Source organism: Galbibacter sp., from assembly GCF_048266365.1.
Taxonomy (GTDB): Bacteria; Bacteroidota; Bacteroidia; order Flavobacteriales; family Flavobacteriaceae; genus Galbibacter.
Genome location: NZ_JBLWZP010000015.1, coordinates 1 through 26,378, shown reverse-complemented (window position 1 = coordinate 26,378; position 26,378 = coordinate 1). Strand labels below are relative to the sequence as shown.

The following is a 26,378-nucleotide window of genomic DNA, read 5'->3' as shown; positions in this document are numbered from 1 at the left end:
AATTAATTGGTAAACAATCTGAGCGTAAAGGATGTGGCACGTCTGTACAATTTGAATTTCAGGAAGACGATAAAGCCAACAGAGCCCAATTGAACCACAGGTGCAAAAAAGCCTTGACCTGTATCCGTTCCAAAGAGATTGACCCAGAAGTTGGTATTGATTTCCGTATAAATGGCATTGATAAATACATTGACCAGAAAGAAGGCGGGTACGAGCATATAGACCGCAGCATATAATTTGAAAAATGTATAGGCAAGCGAACGGAATTTTTCAAATACCGCAAGGCTAATGACCAACGGGAAGAATGCTTGCATTATTCCCAAAAGGAAAAAACGTTCTGCCAAGAATAGCGGATAGATGAACAAATCCAATATCCAGAGGATGGTACTGAGGATAAAGCCCAATATTTTAAATCCGTATAATGGCGTTACCAATGCCTCGTATAAAAGTGTCATTGCCGAACTTGCGGCATCAAATAGGCTTACATCTTCCTCTAATGGAATATCCTGCATTTGTAATGGAAGTAACGCAGGTGCCGTGCCCCTATATTGTCCTTCGATGGCTACCAATATCCCATCAAAGAATCCTAACACCTGCGTTGAAAATATGACCAGTAGGACAATGGCAAAATTCTTGGCCAGTTCGCCCGGACTCAATCCCCAAGTGTAACCGTCCTTGTCTACAATTCCTTCGTTGTATTTTTTAAGGATGTTGACCAAAAAGAATAGGACAGCAAGCGTTTTCATTCCGGCAATAGTATATTGCGAAAAGTCGCTGGCCTGTATGGTCTGGAACACCGTATCAATGTATTCCAATCCAATCCCTAAAATGATGGTCGCAGTCATTTTTAATATTCTGTTTCTCGGTTATTGACTTTATCCTGCATTTTTCTAAAGGAAATAATATCACGATAGCGTTTCGTTTTCGTAGTGATGTTGGACACCATTTGTTTGGATTCCAGTTCCTTTGCTTTTAGGATTTCGGCACGTTCGGCATCGCTCATTTTTAGGTAATCGCTTGAGAGGACTTCGTCTATAAAATCCACCGTGTCCAATGAATTTTGGACAATGTTTTCGAACGAGGCCACCACCCTGTCAATTTCCTCGGGTTTGATGTAGGGCGAATTCAGAATATCCTGAAGGTCATTTTGCATTACATTGATAAGGCGTTGATTGTTTTGTGCGATTTCCTCAACCGCTCTAAGTTGTTGGACAACGCTCGATACTTTCTCAATAGCTTCTTTGGCATCCTTCAAGAACTTTACGGATTTTATCATTTCTGCCGTCTGTTTACCGGATTCCAAAAGTTGTTTTACCAAACTGATAAAGTTGGTATTGTCATAAACTGGCATTCCTTGAGCGGAAGCATCTTTCGGCATTAAAAGGGCAACTGCTAAGATTAGCCCGAATAACATTGTTTTAATTTTTGTTTTACTCATTAGTAAAAATTTGTTTTGGTATTCGTGAATCTTCGATTTCATAATATTATGTTTTAGATGTGAATTGAATGATTGCTTTTTCCATATCCTGATGCTCGTTGTAGAGCTTCATTATTTCCTCATTTTCCTGTCCATCGGTCAAGTATGCCGCATAGACTTCTTTAGGAACTTCAAGCCGAAAGATGTTGCTTTCCTTCCCAATCTTGATGAACATTTCGGTATACTTCCGTGGTCCAGAAAGATTGTTTTTGATGGACTTTAGTTGGTTTAAATCGTGGCTAGATAGATTGAGACGTTTGACCAATTCGTCATAGCCTTTTTCATTATTTAAGCTGTAAATGACTTGTGTGTTTTCAAGTATGCTCGCAGAAGTAGAATTATTCGGAAGCTGATTTATAGACTGAAGAATTATTCCGATTGCGCCATTTTGTTTACGGATGGCTTGATAATAGAATTCGACACTTTCTAGTACGTTGTCAAACTTCAGTTGTTTGGCAAACTCATCAAAAAGAATAATGCCTTTTTCTGCCCTGTTTTTCCAAATGGTTCTTTGGATGGCTGACTTTATTAGCTTCAACATAACGGACAGGATTTCCTTGTTATCCTTTACTTCATCCAGTTCAAAAACAATTAGGCGTTTGTCCTCAATTTTATAGGTCTGGTCTTCGCTAACTTCAAAGAGGAAGCTATATAGACCATCGCCGACATATTCGGACATTACGTGCAAGAAGCTTGTAATATTGAAGTAGTCGGGATGGATTTTCAAAGTGTTCAGAAGGTCTTTCTGATTCCGTTCTATAAAGTTGTAAAAACCATCCAGCGAATGATTTTCTGAAGTGTTGTTGTAATAGTGACGTAGTATCTTTTTAACCGAAACCGATTGTGCTTTGGTAACCTTTAAATCTGAAGCAAAAAGCTCAAACAGAAAGACTGATAAATCTTCCAAGCGTTCGGGTGTCAGGTCATTCACATCGCTTATATAAAAAGGATTGATGCCCAGATTTTTCCCACTTTCATAACGAAGCACGGTATATTTTTCTGGATAGAGTTTGGCAAATTTTGTGTAGGATCCGCCAAGGTCAATTATGACCAGACGGACACCACTCTCAAAATATTGCCTCAGTATATTGTTTGCCAAGAACGATTTACCCTCACCCGTTGGCGCAAAAATGGCAAAATTGCGTGCCTTGATGCGCTTCTTGCGTTCGTCCCAAACATCCTTTAGAACTGGAACGTTATGTTCTCTGTCATTAAAGATAATTCCAGTAGCATCTGAGTTGTAGTTTGTATTATTGATAAACAAGCATAGTGCGTGTTTTAAATCCGTTACATATAAATCGTTATTTGAAAAGTTGGAAGAAAAACAGCAGTAACTATTTAGGATATAGTTCTTCCGTTCCTCACCTCTTGGATAATATGGGATAATATCCAGTTCCTTAAATTCAGTTTTGATTTTAGAACCGATTCGGCTTAAATTTTCAGGGTTTTTGTCCCAATAGACTATATTTAAATGACCTCGAATTATGCGAGCATTATCATCAGCATTAATTTGGTCCAGTATGTGCTGAATTTTGCCAAGTACCACTTTGTTCTGTGAACCGAAGTTGGAACTTTTGTTGAGTTCCTCGACTTTCTTATCCAGTAGCTTGCGCCACTTCTGTTTGTCATCCAAATACAGGATTTGATTGACAATGTGGTTTTCATTAAGCGTAAGCCCTAAGCCATCAATAAACCCTTGATGAAATACAAAATCGTCAGAAGTGAATTTCTCATTGGTCTTGCTACTCTGTACACTTTCGCCAAAGCACAGTTCGCTATTGATAGCCAGGGCATCAAAATAATTTTCGCCAATATTGATACTTTTTTTATCTAATATGATATCAGTATCAAACCCATCATTGAAGCCATTGAAATAGCCATTTGTGAGTTGTAGAATGTCTTTCGCTTTAAGCGGAACAAAGGTCATTTTTCGGCTATTGTTTATAAAGGAAATAGAATCACTAACAGAGCCGATGAGGTGCTGGACGTTATCATCTAGCTGTTGAACAATTCCTTTGGAAACTTTACGGAAAGGATTGACATATTTTGAATTGTTCAGCGCTTTGTTCTTTGTGAGCGTAAAGAATAAAAAGCAACGATGTTCCATATAGTTGCGCCCTTTGAAGTGGTCGTGGGTTGCTTTTTCTAAAAAAGTTGTATTCGGAAGTGCTTCTGAAGTATATAACTTTTTAAGGTAGATATCCTGCTTTTGCACTACCGTACCAATGGGCAATGATTTTAAAGCCTGAAACCAAGCACCGTGTATATCTTCAAAGTCTTTTTCTGATAGGGAATAAATTTCTGGTAGCGTTCCTTCATAGCATAGGACAACATTGCCATTATTGGCAAATATGATATTGTCCTGAATATCCGTAATAGGGTTATATGCTGAAAGATTAATCTTGTTCATAATCGAAGCCCGAGTTTCTTTTGTTACTTATTATTCTAGGGAAGGCTATAGCCATCTGAAAGATTTGTGGGTTATGCGTTATTCTAGTCAAGACTACGTACAAGGCAGCATTAAAAACGAGTATGCCAATTATTATCCCAAAGCTGAAAGAGAAGATGATAATGAGTAGCGAAGCTAAAATGGAAACCATCATTAGAGCGAATAGGGAAATAGGCAGCCCAAAAATGACCGCCCTTTTCCTAATATTTTTATAGACCTCGAATTTCTTCATACAGCTTTTCTAATAAAGCCCTCGATGAGGGTTCATTTATACTACGATGCCTATTAAGTATGTGAAGATGCCGACAACTGCACCAGCAATCAAAACAAACACAAGCACTCTCGTAATCCCTTTTTTAAGGTCCGCATTTTCCCCAAAGAAATGCCCTGCATTAAACAGGAAGCCAACTAGGAAAATGACACCCAATAAAATTGGAAAAATGGTTCTGATGGTATCGCCAACATCATTAACTGAATCTTCTATACCACCAATTTGAGCAAAAAGTGATGTTGAGAGCAACGATAAAAAAGTTGCTAAGTAGATTGATTTTTTCATAATAAAACTGTTTAGATTTTTTATTCATTTTCTCTTTCTGAAATTTACATATATTTGTACATAAATAACTGAAAATCAAATATTTGTGAATAAAATATTATTTGAAATCAATTGAATTTAATTGCTATGATTTGGTATCAAATTCTATGAGATTTTGAAAGAAAGTTGTTGATAACCCGAAAATTGAAAATGAAAAAAGTGCTCAAAAACGTCAGTTTTGTCTTTTTGCTTCTAAAAATGTGTGTCGTTTTTGGACAAGAATTGAGTACTCAAAAACGAATTGTAATTGACGTTGGACACGGTGGAAAAGATTCCGGTGCGATAGGTATAAATAAAATCCAAGAAAAGGATATTGTATTGAATATCGCAAATGCGATTTTGAAGCTGAATGACGAATCGGATACCCCTCTGGATATTTATTTGACCAGGTATAATGATACGCTTATTTCGTTATCGGATAGAACAAAACTGGCCAAAATCCTTGATGCGGATTTGTTTGTCTCTTTACATTGCAATCATTCAGATAATTCTAATGCGAGAGGAATAGAAGTTTATGCGTCACGAAAGCGAACAAATTATTCAAAAGAATCTATTTATATAGGATATCAAATCGAAAAGATGCTTTGCAAGGTTATAGGATATGAGGGCAGAGGTGTAAAGTTTGCAAATTTTCAAGTGATATGGGAAACCATAAATTATTGTCCTTCGATTTTGTTGGAACTTGGGTTTTTGTCTAATCGAGATGAAGCGAAGTATCTTAAAGGGCAAGAAGGCGTTTTTGCCCTTGCATTGTCTATTTTAAATATTCTACAATTTTAAAAAATGAAATTATGAAAGCTATGTTTTTTGAGGTCGTACAAAGTTTGAAAGAAGTTTTGATTCAATTTCTTCTTGAACTTAAATCTATTCTTCTTGATTTAAGAAAGCCAAAATTATAAAAAGTAGTATATAAATTTGCGCAGTTAAATGGTTGCATATATATTTGCAGTCAAATAACTGCGTAATGAAATTAAGAAGAGACGTATTTCAAGCTATTGCTGACCCGACCCGAAGAACAATCATTTCTTTAGTTGCACTGCAAGCAATGACACCAACAGCCATTGCTGAGAATTTTGATTTTTCAAGGCAAACCATTTCAAAACATATACAAATCCTTACCGAATGTGAAATTTTGGAGCAGGAACAAAAAGGGCGAGAAATCTACTATTATCTGAACCCAAACGGAATGAAAGAAATAGCAGAATTTATCGAGCCTTTCAGAAAACTATGGGGCGACCGATTTAACAAATTGGAATCAGTAATGAAGAACTATCAATAAAAAAAATAGAATATGGAACAAAAAACAACCGTCAATGCCGAAGACGGTAAACAGGAAATACTTATAACACGGACCTTTGACTTGCCAGTAGAACTTTTATTCAAAGCATACACCGAATCAAATTTTATTGAGCAATGGATGGGAACAAAAGTGCTAAAGTTCGACTTCCAAAAACACGGAAGCTACCAATTTTCAACTACCGACCCAAAAGGCAACAAAATCGGATTTAATGGTACGATACACGACTTTATAACAAACCAAAAAATCATACGGACTTTTGAAATGGAAAATATGCCTTTTGGTGTTCAACTTGAGATTTACGAATTCGAGAAATTGACCAAAAATACAAGCAAACTAAAACAGCAAGTAATCTATCAATCTGTAAACCACCGAGACCAAAATCTTAAACTTCCATTCAAGCAAGGTATAAATTGGGCACATAACAGATTGGAAGAAATATTGAGCAAATTAAAATAATAGCGAAATGACAAAAACGAAAAAAATAACTTATTGGGTATCAACAATCTTCCTTTCATTCGGAATGTCGGCTGGCGGAATACAGCAAACGCTTCAAATTGGTGGATACAACGAAATAATTACAGAACTTGGCTACCCACTCTACTTGTTGTCAATTCTTGGGACTTGGAAAATTTTGGGTGTCATAGCCATTTTAATTCCTAAAAAACCTTTGCTAAAAGAATGGGCTTACGTAGGGTTTTTCTTTGCAATGTCAGGAGCAACCATTTCACATATAGCAGTTGGACAACCAATAACTGATGCAATGCCTTCAATTATTTTGCTTTTGGTAACGGTTACGTCTTGGTATTTCAGACCAAACTACCGAAAAATCATTGAATTACAAAAACAAAACTAAATATGGAAAAGGTTGACAGATACATAGAAAAAATTAAGAAATGGAAAGATGAAACCATTTTATTAAGAGAAATTTGCTTGAACTGTGGGCTAGACGAAGATTTTAAATGGATGCACCCTTGCTATACTTTTCAAGGCAAAAACATTGTTTTAATTCACGGATTTAAGGAATATTGCGCTTTACTTTTTCATAAAGGAGCATTACTAAAAGATGCCAAAAATATTTTGGTGCAACAGACTGAAAATGTACAATCGGCTCGTCAAATACGATTTACCGACAAAAAACAAATTATTAACCAAAAAACAGTTATCAAGGCTTACATTTTTGAGGCAATCGAAGTGGAAAAGGCAGGTTTGGAAGTCAAAATGAAAAATACTTTGGAGTATGAAATGCCCATAGAACTCGAACAAGAATTTGAAAACGACTCGGAATTTAAAACTGCATTTTATAACCTGACACCAGGAAGACAAAGAGGTTATTTACTACACTTTTCACAAGCCAAACAGTCAACAACAAGAACTTCAAGAATTGAAAAGGCGAAACCGAAAATCTTTGAAGGAAAAGGTTATAATGAGCGATAACAAAAAATAATAGATGAAATGGCTACTTCCGCTTATCCCCAACCCCTTTATCAAAAGCAATTAAATTAAACAGTTCCCGCATTCGGCTACGAACACGATTGCCATAGCGTTCTTCCAGTTCTTCAGCATTAAGGTTCGTGGTAGCGTGAGTTTTGATTTTGTGTTTGGTATCGAGATAGAGTTCATATCGAGATAAGAGCACTTCGCCCATTACGTTCAAGTCTTTTCCATAAAACCGTCCAGCCGGTTCAACACCCAAATCATCAAAGCAATAGAATTTAGTATTACCGTATTCTTCAACAGTTTTAAAGCCAAGATGGTTAAAACTGAAAGTTACATTCCGGCAAGGAATCATTTCGTAAGGGCGCTGCATCGGAACTATGTGACGTAGTAATTTCATAAGGCTCGTTTTGCCACATCCAACAGGTCCTGAAAGTAAAATACCTTTGTCAATGTCAATACCGTAAGTAGCACAGTTCTCTTTATCTTTAATGAAGTATGAACAAAGTTTAAGCAGTATACTTTTATCCTCTTCATAGATTCTAAATTTCTTGCCAAACAATAGTTTTCCTTTTGCATTCAGGTAAATTAAAATTTTTGGAAAGTCATAGACAACGCTTTTGCCGTCAAATTTTCCTAGCGAGTATTCCACGCCACCTTCGATAATTTTAGAGGGGTTGTCCATAATCTTTGTTTTTAGTGGTTCGCAAGTTGTCCTTGATTTGGGACGCTTGTTTTTTGTTTGATTTGTTTTCCTCATCAAATAATTCCGTTCTGTCCATCCAATTCGTAGCCAAAGCTCGCCAATCACGAATTGCCTCACCATCGCTTGTCTGCCAGTTCCTAGTCTCATAATGCTCGTAGAATTTTTTTCCTTCATCGGCATTAGAACCTTTTTCAATAAAAAAATCAATTACGGCCTGCCAGCCCTTTGGTTGTTTTGTATAGTTTTCTTGTTTGATATTGTTTGTAGTAGATACCAATGCTTGTCCACCTATGGGACGGTGTGGGTCTACAACCTGTCCATTTATGGGATGGTTCTGTCCCACAACTGGTTCACGTATGGGATAGTACTGTTCCGCAAGCTGTTCTAATGTGGGATTGTACCGTCCCATATCAGGTTCATCACTTGTCCCAATAATGGACATCTTGATTTTACTGCCCTTGTATGGATTGTTAGATGGGAAATAGGATAGATAAAGCCACGAGTCCAAATCAGTAACACAACGATGGTAAGTGGATTTTGAGCCTATTTTAGCACAACGCATTACATCCCTACGGTTTACATAGAATTCATCCGCAAAGCGACTGCTGTTCCATTCTTGGAACAAAGCCATATACAAACTGATATGGGTAGGATTTAGGCGGTCATCAAAATAGAACGTTGAAAAAGCCGCATTAAGTAGCTTTATATAGTTCATTACTTAAGAATTTGAGCTGTGCTGTACACGGTTGGCAGTCATTATATTTTGAATTTCCTCGGCGTCGTAGTAGATAATACCGCCAACTTTGGTATAGGGCAAAGTGCCATTGATACGAAGATTTTGCAAAGTGCCTGGACTGACTTGTAACAAGTCCATAACTTCTGAAGATTTGAGATACCTTTTGAGTTTTCCAGTAGCTTGTTTGGATAATAGTTTTTTGATGTCATCGAGTAATTCCATCTTGAATTCCCGAAGGTCGTCTGTTGTAATAATACTTGTCGGCATAATAGAACGGTTTTAATGGAAAAGGACTACCAAGTATTTTTAAATTTTTAATTGATAGTCCTTAACCTGATTTGACTTTCGTTCTACAAATTTGAACAGCTTTAATAGATTTTATTCCCCAGTACAACCGTACTACGGTCAAAATTTAACATTTTGAAATTTGATGCTTTTTGATTGATTTTGATGTGTGGAAGTATGCTTTCGCGACTGCAAAAAGAGTAAAATTTATTAAAAAATTGAATCACCGTAGGTCAACCGTACTACGGATACTTTTGTTGTAAAATAAGGGGTTGTAGAAACAATCACTCTTCGCTTTTATCCATTTCTATGAGCAAAGATGTAGAAAGTTCGTCCAGAAAAAGTGTTCTGCTATTTTTTCTGTTTTTTATGTCCTGATAGGTCTTGTAAATATCTTTTGGTTCAACATCGAAGAGCTGTTGTAACTTTTTTGATATTTGCATTATGCCTTGATTGTTTTGTTTACCCAAACCTTTTGCACATAGCGCATAGACTAATTCTACATAATCTGTGTTTGAAAATGGCCAATGCATTTTATCAATCGGTTCGGTAGTAACTAATTTACCATTCAAGTTATTTTTAATATTACGTTTTTTGGCATCCATATAATGCAATAAAGAGTAATAAGCTCTGTACTTACCTAGTAGCATATCTCTAGGCGTGCAAAATTCAGGGTCTTGAAAATAGAATTTAGATGTTGTAATATGAAAAGTATCGAGATAATCCCTTGTATAATATTCCTTGTCAAAATTAGTAGCACCAGAATCTACATAGCGACCAAAATCTAGATTATAAAGAAAAAAACGATTGAACTTATTGATTTTCTTTTTTATGGATTTTAATTGGTTTTCTTTGTCAGCCTTTGGTAGCTGTATTTCAAAAGAGTAGATTTCTGAAAAATAAATGAGTTGAATAAGTGGTACTTGTTTTACTTCTTTGAAAAATTTTATTTCATCCTTTAAGGTTCTGAATCCTTTTTTTAGAATTTCCTTTTTAAAGACCCACAAGAGTTTTCGACAGACTTCAATGGATTGGTTGGCCCTTTCTAGGATATTTTGGTTTTGATTTTTTATATCATCCAGATCCTTCAGTAGTTTTTTTGACAGCATTAATAAATCCATAAGTAGGCGAATTACATTTGGAAATCATAGTTTTAGAATTTGGTTGATGGGTTTTAAAAACTATCTTCACAGTTGCGTGCACCTTAAATAATGGGATAGTTAAACTCTAAATGGCTCTTATTGTTTCTGATTATTTTAAAACGTACTGTAAAATAGTTTTTAAATAAAGTAACGTCCATAAAACTACCCGTATATACTTACGGAACAACCGTATTTTTATACGGAATACTATGCAATCCTCGTAAGTATAACGGTTTTGAGTTGGCAGGTTTTTATTTGGTTTTCTTTTTAAAGCGGTTTAGAAATTCACGTCTATTTTTCACCCCTGTTTTTTTAAAGATATTGGAGGCGTGTTTGGATACCGTGCTTTCAGCAATAAACAGGTCTTTAGCAATGTTTTTATAACTCAAATTTCCTAGAATAGATAAGGCAACTTCAATCTCGCGTCTGGTTAAATCTTCATAAATAATTTTATGTTCGAGAGATTCCCCTCTTTGCTTTTTCCTTAACGCAAATACCTCAAAAATTCTAGTGTTGTTTTCTAGGAAGTATAAATACCTGTCCACCTCAATTGCGGTTATGGCAAAAAATGCTAGATTCATTATGGTAAATGTTATCCATTGATAATCGCCAATTGCGGTGCAAATAGGTAAAAGCGCTATACTGCTCACGCTAACCATTGATAATTTATTACGTCTTAAAATAAAAACATTAGGATTGCTTGGGTTAGATATTCGTCTGTAAAATATGAATAGAAAAATAATGGCAGCAACGGAAATGGGGATTGTAAATAAAAACCTTGCATAGTCTAACGATTGTGTAACCAAGTAAGGCACTAAAAATAAAATGATGTAACTAATTATTGTAAAAATTGCTAGGTTGCGGATGGAAGAATTGAACTTTAAGACAACGATATCATATTCTTTGTAGAGATAGTAAACAATAAAAACACAAAGCGTCATTGCAACACCATAGGTAATAATGTATTGCAGAATAAAAGGACCCGGAAAATTATCTATAGGTAGTAATCCACCAGTTAGGTTATACGTTACAAATAATAACCCAAGAAATAAAAAACGTTTAAAGCTGCTACGCGTTTTCTTTTTTGAGAAGTAAAGCGTAAACAATACGATAAAAATATCTATTAATAGATAGAAGAACGTTGTCCAATGTAGTGATGTCCCAAACATTTATACTATTACTATTCATTACGCTCAAATTTGTTGGTTTCTAAATTTTTGAAAACATTGTTCCAAAGAAATATTTCCCCGTTCATAGCAACATAAACGTCTGGTTTTAGAAATTGTAGTGAGCTGATTGCATACCCTAAATTAAATGGGGCATCTGTGTTTCCAGGCGACCCCAAAATGAAAGACCCAACTAAAACGATGGTTTTTCCAAGGTTTAGTTTTCCTATATATTTTGCAGTTTCTTCCATAGTGAAAGTACCGTGCGTTATTAAAATTTTAGTAGCATTGGTTTCCTTTATCTTAGTTACCAAGAGCTTCCTATCACTCTCATTTATAGCGCGACTGTCTTTTTTACAAACACTCTCAATAGTATATTCAAATTTTACATTGGCACTATTGAGAAAATCAGTAATAGATACATTTGTTTTTTTGATTGCTTTATCGCCAATATAATCCAACCCTTCAATAGTTCCACCTGTGGTTAATATGGTAATCATAGAAATGAATTTTGAATAATTTATAAAGCAATATAACTTCTTGAATTTATAAAGTTAGTGTAAGTTTTTTACTGTTAATCGATTCTCGGCTATCTTAAGCAAATCTTAAGAATCTACAAATTAAACTCTAAGATTAGAGGTTAACTTTTGTGCATTATATCGATTTTAAGAATAATTCAATATCTATTATATACAGTTATTTGAAAAACAGAAAATGAAAACCCAATTTGTTTATTCTAAACCTCGGATAGATAAAAAATTGTAACTTTTGCGCGATGAGAATTTTAATAGTAGAAGACGAACCAGGGATATTTAACTTCCTCAAACAAGGCTTAGAGGAAGAATCCTATGCTGTGGATATAGCCGAAGAAGGTAAAAAAGGACTTGAACTGGCGCTTACCGGAGAATACGACCTTTTATTATTGGATTGGATGGTACCAGGTATAAGCGGTATCGAAATTTGTCGCCAATTCAGAAAGGAGTTCCAAGAAACACCTGTTATTTTTCTAACAGCCAAAGACACACTGGATGAGACCATTTTCGGGCTTCAAACAGGAGCCAATGATTATATCAAAAAGCCGTTTCATTTTGAAGAATTATTAGAACGTATTAAGGTACAATTGCGCCCGAAATCGGGAGAACATTCCATTTTTAAACTTGGTACCATAACTTTAAATACTTCAACCTATCAGGTGTTTAAAGATGATGAGGAAATAAGCTTGACACAAAAAGAATTTGCATTATTGGAACATTTGATACGCAATAAAGGAATGGTGTGCAGAAGGTCAAGGATTATTGAAAGTGTCTGGGATATCCATTTCGACTATAATACAGGCGTGATAGATGTTTTTATTAATGCACTTCGCAAGAAACTGAAGTTAGGGAAAGATGAGAATTACATTCAGACAGTTAGAGGTGTGGGTTATATTGCAAAGGAAATATGAGTCTAAGTTTTAAAAACAGGATAGCATTACATTATATGATTGCCACAGCAATTATAATGGCCGTAGCATTTACAGCTGTTTATTTTGTAGTTAAAGGTGTGGTGTATCAAAATATAGATAGTGACCTTTCTTTTGAAGCAGAAAAGCATACCGAAGAAATAAAAGTCGTTGGGGACAGCATTAAAATAAAAAACAAAAAGGAATGGGAAGAACGCGAGCATAGAGAAGTTCAGGTAAATCCTGTTTTTATCCAAATATTGGATAAGAATGGGATATTTATGGATAAATCCCCAAACCTAAAAGAAAATGAGCTCGATTACAATGAAGAAGCAAATTTTGGTGGAAGCTATAACGAAACCCTCAATAATAAACCCATTAGACAGATTCAATTGCCCATTGAGGAAAACGGAAAAATAAAAGGTTTTATAGTAGCAGCTATGCCTTTAGAAGCCTCTCAAATGGTACTGCTCAATCTAAAAAATATTTTGCTGTTAGTGTATTTACTTCTTTTGGCGAGTCTCTATTTTATATCAAAATATATCGCAGGAAGAAGTATCATACCCGTTAAAAATGTAACCGAAACGACCAATAGAATTACACGCAACAACTTAAATGAGCGCGTTGCATTGCCCCAAAATAAAGATGAACTCTTTGATTTATCTTCTGGAATTAATGATTTGTTGCAACGTATCGAAAATGCAATGGAAAGAGAACGTCAATTTACATCAGACGCTTCACACGAATTACGTACACCTTTGGCAACTTTAAAAGGCACATTAGAGGTGTTGGTTCGCAAGCCAAGGGAACGTGGTGAATATGAAGAGAAAATCAAATTCAGTCTTACAGAAATAGACCGAATGACAGCCACACTAGAGCAATTGCTGTTATTGGCAAGACTGGATACAAGCTCAAAAGCTAAGGATGAATCTTCGGTGCCTCTGGCAACCGTCATTGATGAAATCCTTTCTAGACACAAAAAGCCAATATCAGAAAAGAAGCTTTCAATAAATTTTAAAAATGAAATTGAAAATGAAACTTTAGTACCTCAATATTTTAGCAATTTAATATTGGAAAATATTATTAGTAATGCCGTAAAATATGCCAAAGATGCTACGAATATACATATTTCAATAACTCAATCCAATTCCAACATAATCTGCAAGGTGCGAGATCAAGGCATCGGTATAAAAAAAGAAGATTTGCATAATGTGTTCAATAATTTTTTCAGGTCTGATGCGCTTAATCATAAAAATATTGCAGGTAATGGTTTGGGGCTTTCTATAGCCAAAAAGGCTGCGGATGCTATTGATGCTAAGATTGAAGTAGCAAGCGACTTTGGGCAAGGAACAACTTTCACTATTACTTTTTAAGCCAATCTTAAGATTGACAAAGGGAAGACCTTAGAATAGTCAATTATTTTTGGTGTGTAATTTAAAAGCACATCAATATGTTAACAGCACCGCACATTCACGCTATGGTTATCCACTTTCCGATAGCCTTAATCTTTGTAGGTTTCTTATCCGAAATCATAGCACTTTTCACTAAAAAACAGTTTTTTAACAATGCCGCGTTTTACCTTTTGCTACTAGGCGCTTTGGGTGCAATTGTGGCTTACATAAGTGGAAGTTATGCAGGAGATGGAATGACGGACGGAATCCTTCAAGCACCTATGGAGTTACACGAAGAAGCCGCCACAATAACTTTATGGCTTACTATTATAACCGCTTTATATAGGGTCGCATTGTACTACTTTAAATACAATAGGGGTTGGACTAAATGGGTTGGTATTATACTATTTGCGTCTTTATCAGCATCAGTAGCCAGAACGGGTTATTTAGGAGGTCAATTAGTTTTTCAACACGGCGCAGGCATTGAATTGGCACTGCCAGATTTCGGAACTCAATCTAGTGACTAATTTTTAATCAACTCTTAAGAAATAAGAAAGAAAACTCATAAATAAGTATATATACATTTACTCAAAAATTTAAACAGTTTAATATCATATAAAATGAAAAAATCAGTAGTAATATTAGTAACAGGAATAGCACTTTCAAGTATGCTTTTCCAATCTTGTAAAGACAACTCAGCAGATAAAATAGAAGTAAAACCGTCTAAAGAAATGGTTGAAAAGGTAATGGGAAATACCAAAGAAAATGAAGACCCACAAAAATTGACTATTCAGCATATGAAGGATGCCTTTAAAGGAGAAACAACTGCAAATGCAAAATATGCAGCTTTTAGTAAAAAGGCAGAAGAGGAAGGCTATCCTGAAATTGCAATGCTTTTCAAAGCGGCATCTGGGGCTGAATTAATTCACGCCAATAATCATAAAGTAGTTTTACAAAGAATGGGAGAAGAAATCCCTGTTGTTACAACAGAGTTTACAGTAGGAAGTACTATGGAGAATTTAAAAAATGCTATTGACGGCGAAAGCTATGAATTCAATACTATGTATCCCAACTTTATAAAAGATGCAAATGCAGCAGGAAACTATATGGCACAAATTAGCTTGACTTATGCCTATAAAGTAGAACAAAAACATAGGGATTTTTATAAAACTGCCCTTAAAGCTTTAGAAGAAGGAAATGTTAGTTCGTTACCATCTGTTTATTACTTATGTCCAACTTGTGGAAACACCTATGCAACCACTGCACCTGCACGTTGTGAAATATCTATGACCGATTCTAAATTATTCATTAAAGTTGATAAGCTATAAATTTTTTTGATTGATGGTTAGTGTTGATTGATTGGCAAAGGCTCTGAAAATATTTCAGGGCTTTTGTTTTTTGACAGTATACATAATCTTAAGCCAATCTTAAGTAATATCTAAGTCTGTTAAAAAAAAGTGACATCATATTTGTACTGTAATTAAACAAAATTTCAAACTAAATGGCACTAATTAATGAATTCAGAAAACAAGGAGATTTTCTTTTTAAAAACAGAAGTTATTTTCCTTTATTAATCATCGTTGTAGCAATAATTGTAGATGCTTATATTTATTATTATCATCTATCGAACCCTTATGGCCCAACGGAGAACTATTACCAATTTATAGCGGTTGTCCTGTGTCTATTTGGGTTGTTCATAAGAATCTTTACAGTAGGATTTTCACCAGACGGTACCTCTGGCAGAAACACAAAGGAAGGACAAGTTGCATCCGTACTAAATACAACGGGTGCATATTCTATGTTAAGACACCCACTTTATTTAGGAAACTTTTTTATGTGGTTTGGTGTAGCATTTTGGGTAAAAGACTTTTGGTTCATAATCGCTTTTATTTTTCTTTACACCCTATATTATGAGCGCATTATGTATGCTGAAGAAGCGTTTCTAATACAGAAATTCAATAATCAATATACAGCTTGGTCTTCCAAAACCCAGCAATCATTCCCTCTTTTAAAAATTACCAAAGACCGCATCATCCATTTTCCTTTTTAAAAATTTTGAAAAAAGAAAAAAATGGTCTCTTTGCCATATTTCTCTTGTTTTGGATTTTTGACGAAGTACAGGTAATGTCTTACGAACACAGGTTAATGTTTGTAAAAGACCTTTGGTTTTGGCTTTGTTTAGTCACTGGGATGGTGTACATAATCCTTAAAGTTTTAAAAAAGAAAGGGTTGCTATCTACTAACAAACCGGCAACCAATTTAGAAAATTAATTGTTCTTTAATTTAAGCCAATCTTAAGATAGCCCTTATCAAATCATAACTTAAGGGGACTACATTTACACTATTAGTTAGAATTATTTTTATGAAAAAGAAATAGATTCCCCCATTAACCTTTAAATTTTTGGTTGGTGTTTATTGGTTAATAGTTGCAAAGGTCTTGAGAACTCTCAAGGCCTTTGTTTTTTGAGTATAAAATATCTTAAGCTAATCTTAAGAAACCATTTAGAATCCATTTAGGTAGTACCGCTACATTTGACCATTATTTCAATAAACCACCAAAAAATGTTAGAACGCATTATCCAGTACAGTATTCATCACAAACTTATTGTACTATTATTTACTGCCGGAATCATAGGATTTGGCTTGTATTCCCTCTCAAATATCCCTATTGGTGCAGTTCCCGATGTAACCAACAACCAAGTACAGGTTATTACAACTTCCAGAAATTTGGCAACTGAAGATGTAGAGAAATTCTTGACCTACCCCGTAGAATTGGAAATGGCAAACTTGCCTGGAGTGAAGGAAATCCGTTCCGTTTCAAAATTCGGGCTATCTGTTGTAACTGTGGTATTTGATGATGAAATGGGCACCTATTTGCCGCGACAACTTATAGCCGAAAAAATAAAAAGTGCTGAAGAAAAAATCCCGGCAGGCTTTGGAAAACCGTTTATGGGACCAGTCTCTACAGGTCTTGGAGAAATCTATCAATATGTAATCGACGTTGATGCTAAACATAAAGACCAATATTCGTTATCAGATGTACGTACCATTCAAGATTGGGTCGTAAAACGTCAGCTTTCCGGAATCCCGGGAGTTGTAGAAGTAAATACTTGGGGTGGCTATTTAAAAACCTATGAAGTTGCTGTAAACCCTGAGCGACTTCGCGCGATGGATGTTTCAATTTTTGATGTGTTTACCGCTCTCGAAAAAAACAACAGCGTTGCTGGAGGTGGTTATATCGAAAAGATTAATGAAAGTTATTTTATTAGAGGGGAAGGTTTAGTAACCTCAGTAAAAGACATAGAAGATATCGTTGTAACAAGCAAAGGCGAAGTGCCTGTATATGTTAGAGATGTTGCCAATGTAGGCTTTGGACACGCTAATCGTTTTGGAGCAATTACAGGAAATGGTGAAGGCGAAAAAGTACTAGGGCAAGTGATGATGCTTAAAGATGCCAATTCTAATGCGGTTATTGAAGCTGTTAAAGAGCGTGTGTCAGAAATACAAGCGTCTTTACCGCCTGGGATTTCAATCAACCCATTTTTAGAACGTAGCGAACTCATAGGAAAAACAACATTTACTATCGCCGAAAATCTCATTTTAGGATGCCTAATCGTAATATTTGTAGTGGTATTGCTTTTAGGAAATTTACGTTCTGGTTTAGTTGTAGCTTCGGTTATTCCGTTGTGTTTATTGTTCGCACTTTCGCTAATGTACATTTTTGGAGTGGATGCCAACTTAATGAGTTTGGGAGCCATTGACTTTGGTATTATCATAGATGGAGCGGTCATCATTGTAGAATTTATAGCCTTTAAAATCACTAGCCAGCGTGCCAAATTATTAGCGCTTCCTAAAGGAGAAAGACAAGGACTCATTGACAATATTACCTATCAAGGAGCCACAAAAATGATGAACTCAGCAGTCTTTGGTCAATTAATCATCATTATTGTTTTCATCCCCATTCTGTCTTTGGTAAATGTAGAAGGAAAAATGTTTCGTCCTATGGCATTGGTATTCTGCTTTGCCCTCATTGGAGCAATGGTACTTTGTTTTACATACATTCCTGTAATGGCCTCAATGTTTATAAAACCATCAAATACAGAAAAGAAAACCATATCATCCAGACTCATTGCTTTTTTAGAAGATAAATACCAACCTACCATCGCCTGGGCTTTACGTAAAAAAACATTGGTATTGAGTATGGCAGTAGGATTGTTATTATTTACGGTATTTCTTTTTACCAGAATGGGTGGCGAATTTGTGCCAACCCTAGATGAAGGCGATTTTGTGATTCAGCCAGTTTTAAAAACAGGTATGTCGTTGAGCAAAACTATTGAGGCCACAACCCAAATTGAAAAAATACTAAAGCAATTCCCTGAAGTTGAACAAGTAGTAAGTAGAATTGGCGCAGCCGAAGTACCTACAGACCCTATGTCTATGGAAGAAAGTGATGTGATTATAAAACTAAAACCTAAAGGCGAATGGACATCTGCCGAGTCTAAAGACGAATTGGCGGATAAATTTAAAGAAGCCTTATCCAATGAAATTGCAGGTGTGGATTTTGAATTTACCCAACCTATTGAGATGCGATTTAATGAATTGATTACAGGAGTGAGAGCAGATTTGGCCATAAAGGTTTTTGGCGAAGATTTAGATGTACTCTACAGAAAAGCACTAGAGATAGAAAAGGCAATTCAAAATGTGGAAGGAGCCGCAGATATTTCTGTAGAAAAAACGGCTGGTCTGCCACAGATGTCCGTAAAGTATAATCGTCAGAAAATCGCTAAATATGGATTGAATATTGAAGACTTAAATAAGATTGTTACAATGGGTTTTGCAGGAATGCCAGCAGGAACAGTATTTGAAGGCGAAAAGCAGTTCGATTTAGTGCTACGCTTTGACGATGCCCATAGAAAAGACATTCAAAATATAGAAACAGCTTCGGTGTCGTTACCTAATGGCACAAAATTACCATTGAGTGAATTTGCTACCATAGCGTATACCAAAGGACCTGCAAAAATCTCTCGGGATAACACTAAACGACGTATCGTTGTAGGTGTAAATGTGAGAAACCGAGATTTAGAATCGGTGGTAAAAGATGTGCAAGCCATTATTGAAAGAGATGTTAAGATTCCAACCGGATATTCCATAAGCTACGGTGGACAATTCGAAAATTTAAGAACAGCATCGGCACGATTAAAAATAGCTGTACCAATAGCGTTAATATTGATTTTTGTCTTGCTATACTTCGCTTTCGATTCTGTAAAAGAAGCCTTAATGATTTACAGTGCCATCCCATTATCCGCTATTGGTGGTGTAATGTTACTCTACATTCGAGATTTACCGTTCAGTATCTCAGCAGGTGTTGGGTTTATAGCACTTTTTGGTATTGCCGTACTAAACGGAATTGTACTGATTGAAGAATTTAAGGAATTAAAAGCACACGGTGTTAACAATATCAATAAGCGAATTTTAATGGGAACAAAAAACAGGTTGCGCCCTGTATTACTGACAGCAGCAGCGGCAGCTTTAGGATTTTTACCTATGGCAATTTCAACATCGGCAGGTGCCGAAGTGCAACGACCATTAGCCACTGTGGTGGTAGGTGGTTTAATAACCGCAACCGCATTGACGCTTGTAGTACTACCAATATTATATGCAATGTTCGATAGAAAAGGGCATCATCCTAAAAAGAAAACCAAAGTGAACTTAAAAGCGTTGAGCATAGTGCTTTTGTTCTTTTTGCCATTTTTTGGTCGAGCACAGCAGCAACCTATGAGTGCTGAACAGGTGGTGCAATTGGCAATGGAAAATAATAATTTCCTTCAGGCATCAGCTAAAAAAGTCAATCAGTCAGAACAATTGATAGGCAGTGCTTTTAATTTGGATAAAACACAGGTGTTTTATGGCTATGACCAAAACAATATTGCGGAGAATGGCTTGCCTTTAAGAGTTTTTGGTGTGAGTCAATCACTTCAATTTCCAACAATTTATGGAGCGCAGCGCAAAGTAGAAAAACAAAAAGTGGCTTTGACCACACAACAGTACAAACTCAATGAAAGAGCCTTGACCAAGGAAGTGTATAAAGCCTATTATGAAGTCGTTTACAACAATAGTTTGGTGAAACAATATACCTATCTCGATAGTTTGTACGGTCAATTTGCCAAAGCAGCCACAAAAAGATATGATGTTGGCGAAACCAATCTATTGGAAAAGCTGACAGCGGAAACCAAACAAAAAGAAATAGCCATTGCACTTGCACAAGCACGAGAGGATGTTTCAAAAGCGTACACAATGCTCAATCAATGGGTGCAAAGTGATTCATTGGTTGAAGTTATTGAAGATGACTTACCAAAACTTACTTTGCAGACGTTGAATATTTCAGAGCATCCCGGGATGTTGTATTATGATTCAGCAGAAAAATTAGCAGCATCCTCACTTTCTTTAGAACGGCAAAAACTGTTGCCAGATATAAATCTGTCTGTATTTCAAGGAACAAACAATGGTGTAAACGCGAGAAATTACAACGGATTTCAGGTGGGTGTAGCTGTACCGCTATGGTTTGGTGCAAACAAGTCTAAAATTAATGCAGCAAAAACAGAAACAATGATTGTAGCCAATGAATTTGAGAATTATAAAATTCAACTACAATCAAAATATGATGGTTTACATTCTGATTTAAAAAAATACCAAGAAACTGTCGATTATTATGAAACCACAGGGAGAGCACTTTCTAAAGAATTAACAACAACCGCTTCAAAAGCGTTTCAAAGTGGCGAGATAGATTTCTTGCAATATGTACAGCTTTTGGAGAGCGCAAAAAATATCGAAATCAACTATCTACAAAATCTAATGCAGTATAACAATACCGTTTTAGAGTTAAACTATTTAACCAATTAATAATGAAAAATATAAGTAACAAATTATCGAGTTCTATATACGGCAAGGGGCTTTTATTGGTCGCAATAATGGTTTTAGCCTCTTGTAATTCAAAAGAAAAATCTACAGTTCCAAATGAAGATTCATCTGTAGAAATCGAAAATCCAGATGTCATTACGCTAACAGAAACTCAGTTTGCATCGGGTAATATGGAAATTGGAAAAATAACAACGCAACCATTTAATACCATAGTAAAAGCCAATGGTATGTTTGCTGTGCCGCCAGAAAATCAAGCCGATGTGAGTGCCTATTTTGCTGGATATGTAAAGGATATCAGCTTGCTTCCTGGAGATGCAGTAAAAAAAGGTCAGACCTTGTTTACCATTGAAAATCCTGAATATGTGCAAGCACAACAAGATTTTTTAGAAGCTAAAGGACGCTTGAACTATTTAAAGTCGGATTATGAACGTCAAAAAGAATTAATGGCAGATAATGTGACTTCTAAAAAGAATTTCCTTAAAGCAGAGTCGGAATATACCGTAACCTTGGCGCAATACCAGTCGCTGAAAAAGAAATTGAGCTTAATGAATATTAATCCAAATACCTTGTCCGGAGAAAACATTCGTTCGGTCATCAGCGTTCCTTCGCCTATATCTGGTTATGCAACGACCATCAATGCTACTAAAGGAATGTATTTAAATCCTTCTGATGTAGCCATTACCGTTACTAATACAGATAATTTACATATTGAGTTGAAAATTTTTGAAAAAGACCTTCCAATGGTAAAAGAAGGACAGCCTATCAATGTGCGATTACAAAACGATATGACTAATGTGTACAAAGGAAAAGTGCATCTAGTAAATAAGGCAATTAATATTCAAGATAGAACCGTAGATATTCACGGCGATTTGGTTAATGAAAGCGACGCAAAGTTATTTGCCCCAGGAATGTATATAGAAGGAGAAATTTTAACCACAACAACGGAATATCCTGCATTACCAATGGAAGCTGTTGCCAATATTGATAATGATTATTTTGTTTTAGTTAAAGAAAACGACACGACTTTTAGAAGAGTATTGGTTAAAATTGGAGCTACCAATAATGATTTTATTCAAATAGTAAATGCCGATGATTTTGACGTGAACACCGAATTCTTAACGAAAGGAGCCTATAACCTAATAACAGAGTAAGATGACAGAAAAAACAGAAGGCTTGGATAATTATTTAGATAGCCATTACATTCATAGAAGTAATTGGTTAAGAGCAGCGGTTCTTGGTGCTAATGACGGTATTTTATCAACCGCAAGTATCGCTATAGGTGTAGCAGCTGCAAGTGCTACACGAGAACCCATAATTCTAGCAACCTTGGCAGGACTTGTTGCCGGTGCACTGTCAATGGCAGCGGGAGAATATGTTTCGGTAAGTTCACAAACAGATGTGGAAAAAGCTGACATTGAGCGTGAAAAGGAAGAATTGAAGGAGATGCCAGACATCGAATTACAGCGATTAGCAGAGATTTATGAAAAAAGAGGTTTGCAAAAAGAAACAGCTCTTACCGTAGCAAAAGAATTAACAGAACACGATGCCTTGGGCGCACATATAAGAGACGAATTAGGTATAAATGAAATTAGTCAGGCAAAACCTATACAAGCGGCTTTTGCATCAGGAGCAGCATTCACCGTTGGTGGAATGCTTCCATTTTTGGTAACGCTCTTTCTTCCATTAAAGGGTATGGAATATTCAATATATGGGTTTGCGCTTTTCTTTTTGATTGCTTTAGGTATAGTTGCTGCAAAAACTGGCGGCTCAAGCATTAAAAAAGCGATTGTACGTATTACGTTTTGGGGAACAGTAGCAATGGGTCTTACGGCATTGGTAGGATATCTATTTGGAGTAAATGTTTAGATAAAATATAAAATTATGAATGACGCACATTTTCATTTAGTAGTAAATCATCTTCCCATTGTGGGAGTATTGATTGGATTCTTAGTATTGTTAGCAGGGTTTGTTATCAAAAAGCCTCAGGTAAAAAATACAGCATTGGGTATTTTTATATTTAGTGCCCTAACGGCTATAGTTGCTTTTTTAACAGGCGAAGGCGCTGAAGAAATTGTTGAGAATTTACCGGGAATTAGCGAGACCTTAATTCATAAGCACGAAGAATTTGCGGAGCTGTTTTTAACTATGATGCTGATTTTAGGAGGTACATCGCTAATAACCTTGTTTTTGCAATATAAAAAAATGCCATTTTCTAAATACGGTATTATCGCAGTTTTACTGCTTTCGATGGTCTCAATTGGTGTTGCTAAATACGTTGGAACAAGTGGTGGAGAAATAACCCATATAGAGATTAGAAGCGATACTAATGTAATTCAATTTGATGCACAAGATGACCACGACGATGATTAAAAATGTTTCCGAATACTGCACAGATTTACTAACGACTTCAAAATGTAAAGAGTTACCATTTCATAACCTTCAACATACCAAAGAGGTCGTGCAAAACGTGAAGTATTTGTGTGCTGCAATGGATATTAGTGAACAAGATACAGAAGTTTTAATAATTGCTGCTTGGTTTCACGATACCGGTTTTTCAGTAAACTACAAAGGGCACGAGGACGAAAGCAAATTGATTGCAAGTAAGTTCTTGAATCAACAAGAAGTGAATCAAGATTTTATTGATAAAGTTTGCAATTGTATAGACGCTACCAAAATGCCACAATGCCCAACTACTACAATTGCCGAAGTATTGTGTGATGCCGATATTTTTCATATCAGTAACTCGCATTTCTTTTACAGAAAGTTATTGTTGCGCAGAGAATGGGAGGTGTTTTGCAATAATCAAGTAAGCGATTTAGAATGGCATCAACTGAATTTAGAATTTTTAAAAAAGCACCATTTCAGAAGCATTTACGGAAAAGAGATACTGGAAAAAGGTAAGCAAGAGAATATAGAAAAAGTAGAACAAATTTTGAGATATTATGACTGTTAAAGAGTTACTTTAATTTTATTTTAGTTTTTAAAATTACAGTTTCTTTTCAATCAATTAAAGAAGTTGTTCTTATCTATTAGTGCCGATTTAAGAAGATAAATATGACCAATCACAACTAATAAGAGAGGAATTTTTTGATTTTTAAATGTTGGTAATAATATACTTTAGTGAAATATTTAGCCAACATATTTTTGGTTTGGTTTTGCCTTACCTAATTCAATGATTAATCACTTTTTCAAGAGCATCATCAGCATCTTTGTAAATGAAGTTTGCTTGATAATTAATAGTCGTTTTAAGGTCTGTATGACGATACAATTTCTGAAGCATAAGAGGGTGAATGTTATCACCTGCAATGTTTCCAAATGAGTGTCTGGCTATGTGCATTGTAACTTTTTTTTGAATGCCAGCTCTTTTAGCAATTTTTTTCAAATGGTCGTTAAATTTTTTATTTGCCACTTTTTTCTTGCGATATATGTCTTTTGCATCAGATAAATCTGCTTTTTTCATTTCTGGAAAAACAAAATCATTATTATTTATCCTATCATCAATGTATTGCAGTAAGATTTTCTCAACCTTTTCTGGGATTTTTAAGGATAATAGCTTTGAGTTCTTACCCATTCTATAGTGCAATCTACCATCGTAAATTTGGGACCACCTTATAAATAAAACATCCGAAACTCGAATTCCTGCGAAATAGAAGCTGAACAACCATACGTTTAATGAATGTCGTTCCATATCAGTAAGTTCAGAAATACTTTCCAAAGCTTTTATTTCTTTACCTGAAAGCCCTGTTTTGGTCGTTTCGGGAAATTTAATTTTTAACTTACCCTTACCAAAAGGATAAATTTCCTTGCTTACAACTTTATCCCGTATCGCTCTGTTAAATAGTAATCGTATCAATACCATAACGTTCATTGCAGTGGTTTCAGTCAATGAGCAAGAACCTTTTAAGTAAATTTTGAATTTTTTGAGAAAACGCTCATCAATTTCTTGGAAAGTCAGATTCCTGCCTGAACAATACTTTTCTATATAGCTCACCCAGGCCGAATCCGTAGAATGACGGTTGATTTTCTTTTCAGCTTCAAGTGCTTCAAGATGTTCGTCCGCAAAGTCGAAAAAGGTTAAGCTTGATGTGGGCTTATATATTTCTTTTTTGATTTGTCGAGCAGTAGCAGCTTTATTATCCGTCTGTAAAACAATCAAACCTTTTCTTGCTTCTGAAAGTTTTGATGTCAAAAGGTTGTTTAGACTTTCGGCATTTGGATGTGATTTCTTGACCTTAAGATTTTTTGTGTCCCAATCTTCTAATTCAATATAGTGACCTATATGTTTGTATGTGGAACGACGGTCTTTAGTTATCCTAACCGCAAGTGGGTATTGTCCGTTTGCGTTAGGTTTTTTGCGAAGTATTATTTTTGCACTTGTTGACATTTTGAACCTGTTTTAGTCACGAAAGCCAAATCAGGTACAACATTTTGTCATAAATCCACTTTAAAGATACGTCTTTATTACGAATTCTGGGTACAACATAGGTACAACAAATGTTGATATTAACTGATATTATTTGACTTTAAATAAAATGATTAAAAACATAAAACATTGAAAATGAGTTAATTTATGTTTTATTGTTGCAATATATACCAGACTTAGGATCTAGTGCCGTGAGGTGTGAGAGTTCGAGTCTCTCCGCCTGTACAAATAAAAAAAAGCTGACTTTAACGAGTCAGCTTTTTTGTTTTTAAAAATTTTTATTTGTGAGAGTTCCCCCGAAGCCTTGGGGTCTCCACCTTTACAAAGCAAAAGCTTCATTGAAAACTGGAGCTTTTTTATTGATTGTCTTTACCGTTTTCAATTAATTCCTCTATCTCCTCTTTTTGTTCCCCGTTCAGCTTAGGGTTTTTTGGGGTTTGGACTTTTTTTTTATGAAAAATCTCATAATACATCGCAAAATGGTCGCTTCCAAAATTCTTGGAACGCACCATTTTTTCTACATACAAATCACGAGTATGAAAAAGATGGTCCAACGGAAAACGAAGAAAAAAGTAATTGGCATTATATGTTGAAAAGAAACCGCGACCCACACGCGGATCGATCATTCCAGTCATTTTTTTGAAAAGTCGGGTGGTGCGGCTCCAAACCACATCGTTCATATCGCCACAAACCACGGTGGGCTTGTCCAAATCACGAATTCTTTTGCCGGTAAGCATCAGTTCGGCATCGCGCTCTTTTGAAGTTTCGTTTTCGGTTGGACTGGGTGGCGCGGGATGCAGGCAGCAAAAGAAAATTGATTTATTTCCTTCTATTGGAAAATCAAAAAAAATGGAAGGTTTATCGTCCTCAATCTGATATTTTACTTCCACATTTTTTAATTCCTTTTTAGAATAA

At 35.5% G+C, this 26,378-nt stretch carries 28 protein-coding genes; 16 read left to right on the top strand and 12 right to left on the bottom strand.

What is annotated here, in order from left to right:
• Positions 1–2 precede the first annotated feature (2 nt).
• The 3 genes from ACN0TV_RS15570 to ACN0TV_RS15560 all read right to left on the bottom strand — a co-directional run bounded on the left by ACN0TV_RS15570 (position 3) and on the right by ACN0TV_RS15560 (position 3,887).
• The gene (locus tag ACN0TV_RS15570) at positions 3–845 is read right to left on the bottom strand and encodes a hypothetical protein (protein WP_417364041.1); all 843 of its coding nucleotides are present in this window, start codon (positions 843–845) and stop codon (positions 3–5) included.
• Positions 846–847: 2 nt separating this feature from the next.
• On the bottom strand, positions 848–1,378 hold the full coding sequence (locus ACN0TV_RS15565) for a conjugal transfer protein (RefSeq protein ID WP_417364106.1): 531 nt from the start codon (positions 1,376–1,378) through the stop codon (positions 848–850).
• A 106-nt stretch (positions 1,379–1,484) separates the two neighbouring features.
• The gene (locus ACN0TV_RS15560; protein WP_417364039.1) at positions 1,485–3,887 is read right to left on the bottom strand and encodes a TraG family conjugative transposon ATPase; all 2,403 of its coding nucleotides are present in this window, start codon (positions 3,885–3,887) and stop codon (positions 1,485–1,487) included.
• On the opposite strand from ACN0TV_RS15560, the gene ACN0TV_RS15555 reads away from it, so the two are divergent.
• Complete coding sequence (locus tag ACN0TV_RS15555) at positions 3,880–4,056, top strand: hypothetical protein (RefSeq protein ID WP_417364037.1); 177 nt, start codon at positions 3,880–3,882, stop codon at positions 4,054–4,056. The two genes, ACN0TV_RS15560 and ACN0TV_RS15555, sit on opposite strands and share 8 nt — an antisense overlap.
• Before the next feature lie 138 nt (positions 4,057–4,194).
• On the opposite strand, the gene ACN0TV_RS15550 is transcribed toward ACN0TV_RS15555, so the two are convergent.
• Positions 4,195–4,482, bottom strand: a complete 288-nt coding sequence (locus ACN0TV_RS15550; protein ID WP_073243663.1) for a hypothetical protein — start codon at positions 4,480–4,482, stop codon at positions 4,195–4,197.
• 189 nt (positions 4,483–4,671) lie between these two features.
• On the opposite strand from ACN0TV_RS15550, the gene ACN0TV_RS15545 reads away from it, so the two are divergent.
• From ACN0TV_RS15545 to ACN0TV_RS15525, 5 genes are all read left to right on the top strand, one after another.
• Positions 4,672–5,301, top strand: a complete 630-nt coding sequence (locus ACN0TV_RS15545) for an N-acetylmuramoyl-L-alanine amidase family protein (RefSeq protein WP_417364104.1) — start codon at positions 4,672–4,674, stop codon at positions 5,299–5,301.
• 184 nt (positions 5,302–5,485) lie between these two features.
• Positions 5,486–5,800: an ArsR/SmtB family transcription factor gene (locus ACN0TV_RS15540; RefSeq protein ID WP_417364034.1), complete on the top strand. Its 315-nt coding sequence runs from the start codon at positions 5,486–5,488 to the stop codon at positions 5,798–5,800.
• Positions 5,801–5,812: 12 nt separating this feature from the next.
• Positions 5,813–6,277 carry an SRPBCC domain-containing protein gene (locus ACN0TV_RS15535; protein ID WP_417364032.1) on the top strand — a complete coding sequence of 155 codons (465 nt, stop codon included), beginning with the start codon at positions 5,813–5,815 and terminating at the stop codon, positions 6,275–6,277.
• 7 nt (positions 6,278–6,284) lie between these two features.
• Positions 6,285–6,674, top strand: coding sequence for a DoxX family protein (locus tag ACN0TV_RS15530; RefSeq protein ID WP_417364030.1), 390 nt, complete (start codon positions 6,285–6,287; stop codon positions 6,672–6,674).
• Positions 6,675–6,676: 2 nt separating this feature from the next.
• Complete coding sequence (locus ACN0TV_RS15525; protein WP_417364028.1) at positions 6,677–7,255, top strand: YdeI/OmpD-associated family protein; 579 nt, start codon at positions 6,677–6,679, stop codon at positions 7,253–7,255.
• A 22-nt stretch (positions 7,256–7,277) separates the two neighbouring features.
• Here ACN0TV_RS15525 and ACN0TV_RS15520 read toward each other — a convergent pair whose 3' ends face one another.
• The 6 genes from ACN0TV_RS15520 to ACN0TV_RS15495 form a co-directional block, all read right to left on the bottom strand.
• A complete protein-coding gene (locus ACN0TV_RS15520) occupies positions 7,278–7,940 on the bottom strand; it encodes an ATPase (protein WP_417364026.1) in 663 nt (220 codons plus the stop codon).
• A complete protein-coding gene (locus tag ACN0TV_RS15515; protein ID WP_417364024.1) occupies positions 7,924–8,676 on the bottom strand; it encodes a hypothetical protein in 753 nt (250 codons plus the stop codon). Before ACN0TV_RS15515 ends, ACN0TV_RS15520 begins: the two co-directional genes overlap by 17 nt.
• Before the next feature lie 3 nt (positions 8,677–8,679).
• Complete coding sequence (locus ACN0TV_RS15510; RefSeq protein WP_417364022.1) at positions 8,680–8,964, bottom strand: helix-turn-helix domain-containing protein; 285 nt, start codon at positions 8,962–8,964, stop codon at positions 8,680–8,682.
• A gap of 302 nt (positions 8,965–9,266) precedes the next feature.
• Positions 9,267–10,103, bottom strand: coding sequence for an RteC domain-containing protein (locus tag ACN0TV_RS15505; RefSeq protein ID WP_417364020.1), 837 nt, complete (start codon positions 10,101–10,103; stop codon positions 9,267–9,269).
• Between the two features lie 272 nt (positions 10,104–10,375).
• On the bottom strand, positions 10,376–10,705 hold the full coding sequence (locus ACN0TV_RS15500) for a response regulator transcription factor (RefSeq protein WP_417364018.1): 330 nt from the start codon (positions 10,703–10,705) through the stop codon (positions 10,376–10,378).
• Positions 10,706–11,304: 599 nt separating this feature from the next.
• Positions 11,305–11,790: an asparaginase domain-containing protein gene (locus ACN0TV_RS15495; RefSeq protein WP_417364016.1), complete on the bottom strand. Its 486-nt coding sequence runs from the start codon at positions 11,788–11,790 to the stop codon at positions 11,305–11,307.
• Positions 11,791–12,065: 275 nt separating this feature from the next.
• Between ACN0TV_RS15495 and ACN0TV_RS15490 the strand changes: the two genes are divergently transcribed.
• From ACN0TV_RS15490 to ACN0TV_RS15445, 10 genes are all read left to right on the top strand, one after another.
• Entirely contained in the window at positions 12,066–12,734 is a 669-nt protein-coding gene (locus tag ACN0TV_RS15490; RefSeq protein WP_417364014.1) for a response regulator transcription factor, read from the top strand.
• On the top strand, positions 12,731–14,104 hold the full coding sequence (locus ACN0TV_RS15485) for a sensor histidine kinase (RefSeq protein WP_417364012.1): 1,374 nt from the start codon (positions 12,731–12,733) through the stop codon (positions 14,102–14,104). Before ACN0TV_RS15490 ends, ACN0TV_RS15485 begins: the two co-directional genes overlap by 4 nt.
• A gap of 77 nt (positions 14,105–14,181) precedes the next feature.
• Positions 14,182–14,649, top strand: a complete 468-nt coding sequence (locus ACN0TV_RS15480; protein WP_308419833.1) for a DUF2231 domain-containing protein — start codon at positions 14,182–14,184, stop codon at positions 14,647–14,649.
• Positions 14,650–14,742: 93 nt separating this feature from the next.
• Positions 14,743–15,450: a rubrerythrin family protein gene (locus tag ACN0TV_RS15475; protein WP_417364009.1), complete on the top strand. Its 708-nt coding sequence runs from the start codon at positions 14,743–14,745 to the stop codon at positions 15,448–15,450.
• 173 nt (positions 15,451–15,623) lie between these two features.
• The gene (locus ACN0TV_RS15470) at positions 15,624–16,172 is read left to right on the top strand and encodes a methyltransferase family protein (RefSeq protein WP_417364007.1); all 549 of its coding nucleotides are present in this window, start codon (positions 15,624–15,626) and stop codon (positions 16,170–16,172) included.
• A gap of 512 nt (positions 16,173–16,684) precedes the next feature.
• The gene (locus ACN0TV_RS15465) at positions 16,685–21,022 is read left to right on the top strand and encodes a CusA/CzcA family heavy metal efflux RND transporter (RefSeq protein WP_417364005.1); all 4,338 of its coding nucleotides are present in this window, start codon (positions 16,685–16,687) and stop codon (positions 21,020–21,022) included.
• A 2-nt stretch (positions 21,023–21,024) separates the two neighbouring features.
• Positions 21,025–22,191 carry an efflux RND transporter periplasmic adaptor subunit gene (locus ACN0TV_RS15460; protein ID WP_417364003.1) on the top strand — a complete coding sequence of 389 codons (1,167 nt, stop codon included), beginning with the start codon at positions 21,025–21,027 and terminating at the stop codon, positions 22,189–22,191.
• A gap of 1 nt (position 22,192) precedes the next feature.
• Positions 22,193–22,906, top strand: a complete 714-nt coding sequence (locus ACN0TV_RS15455; RefSeq protein WP_417364001.1) for a VIT1/CCC1 transporter family protein — start codon at positions 22,193–22,195, stop codon at positions 22,904–22,906.
• 15 nt (positions 22,907–22,921) lie between these two features.
• Positions 22,922–23,410: a hypothetical protein gene (locus ACN0TV_RS15450; protein ID WP_417363999.1), complete on the top strand. Its 489-nt coding sequence runs from the start codon at positions 22,922–22,924 to the stop codon at positions 23,408–23,410.
• Positions 23,403–23,993, top strand: a complete 591-nt coding sequence (locus ACN0TV_RS15445) for an HD domain-containing protein (RefSeq protein ID WP_417363997.1) — start codon at positions 23,403–23,405, stop codon at positions 23,991–23,993. Before ACN0TV_RS15450 ends, ACN0TV_RS15445 begins: the two co-directional genes overlap by 8 nt.
• 216 nt (positions 23,994–24,209) lie before the next feature.
• On the opposite strand, the gene ACN0TV_RS15440 is transcribed toward ACN0TV_RS15445, so the two are convergent.
• Positions 24,210–25,424 carry a phage integrase SAM-like domain-containing protein gene (locus ACN0TV_RS15440; RefSeq protein WP_417363995.1) on the bottom strand — a complete coding sequence of 405 codons (1,215 nt, stop codon included), beginning with the start codon at positions 25,422–25,424 and terminating at the stop codon, positions 24,210–24,212.
• 395 nt (positions 25,425–25,819) lie between these two features.
• The coding region (locus ACN0TV_RS15435) for an endonuclease/exonuclease/phosphatase family protein (protein WP_417363994.1) at positions 25,820–26,378 on the bottom strand (559 nt) is incomplete at its 5' end.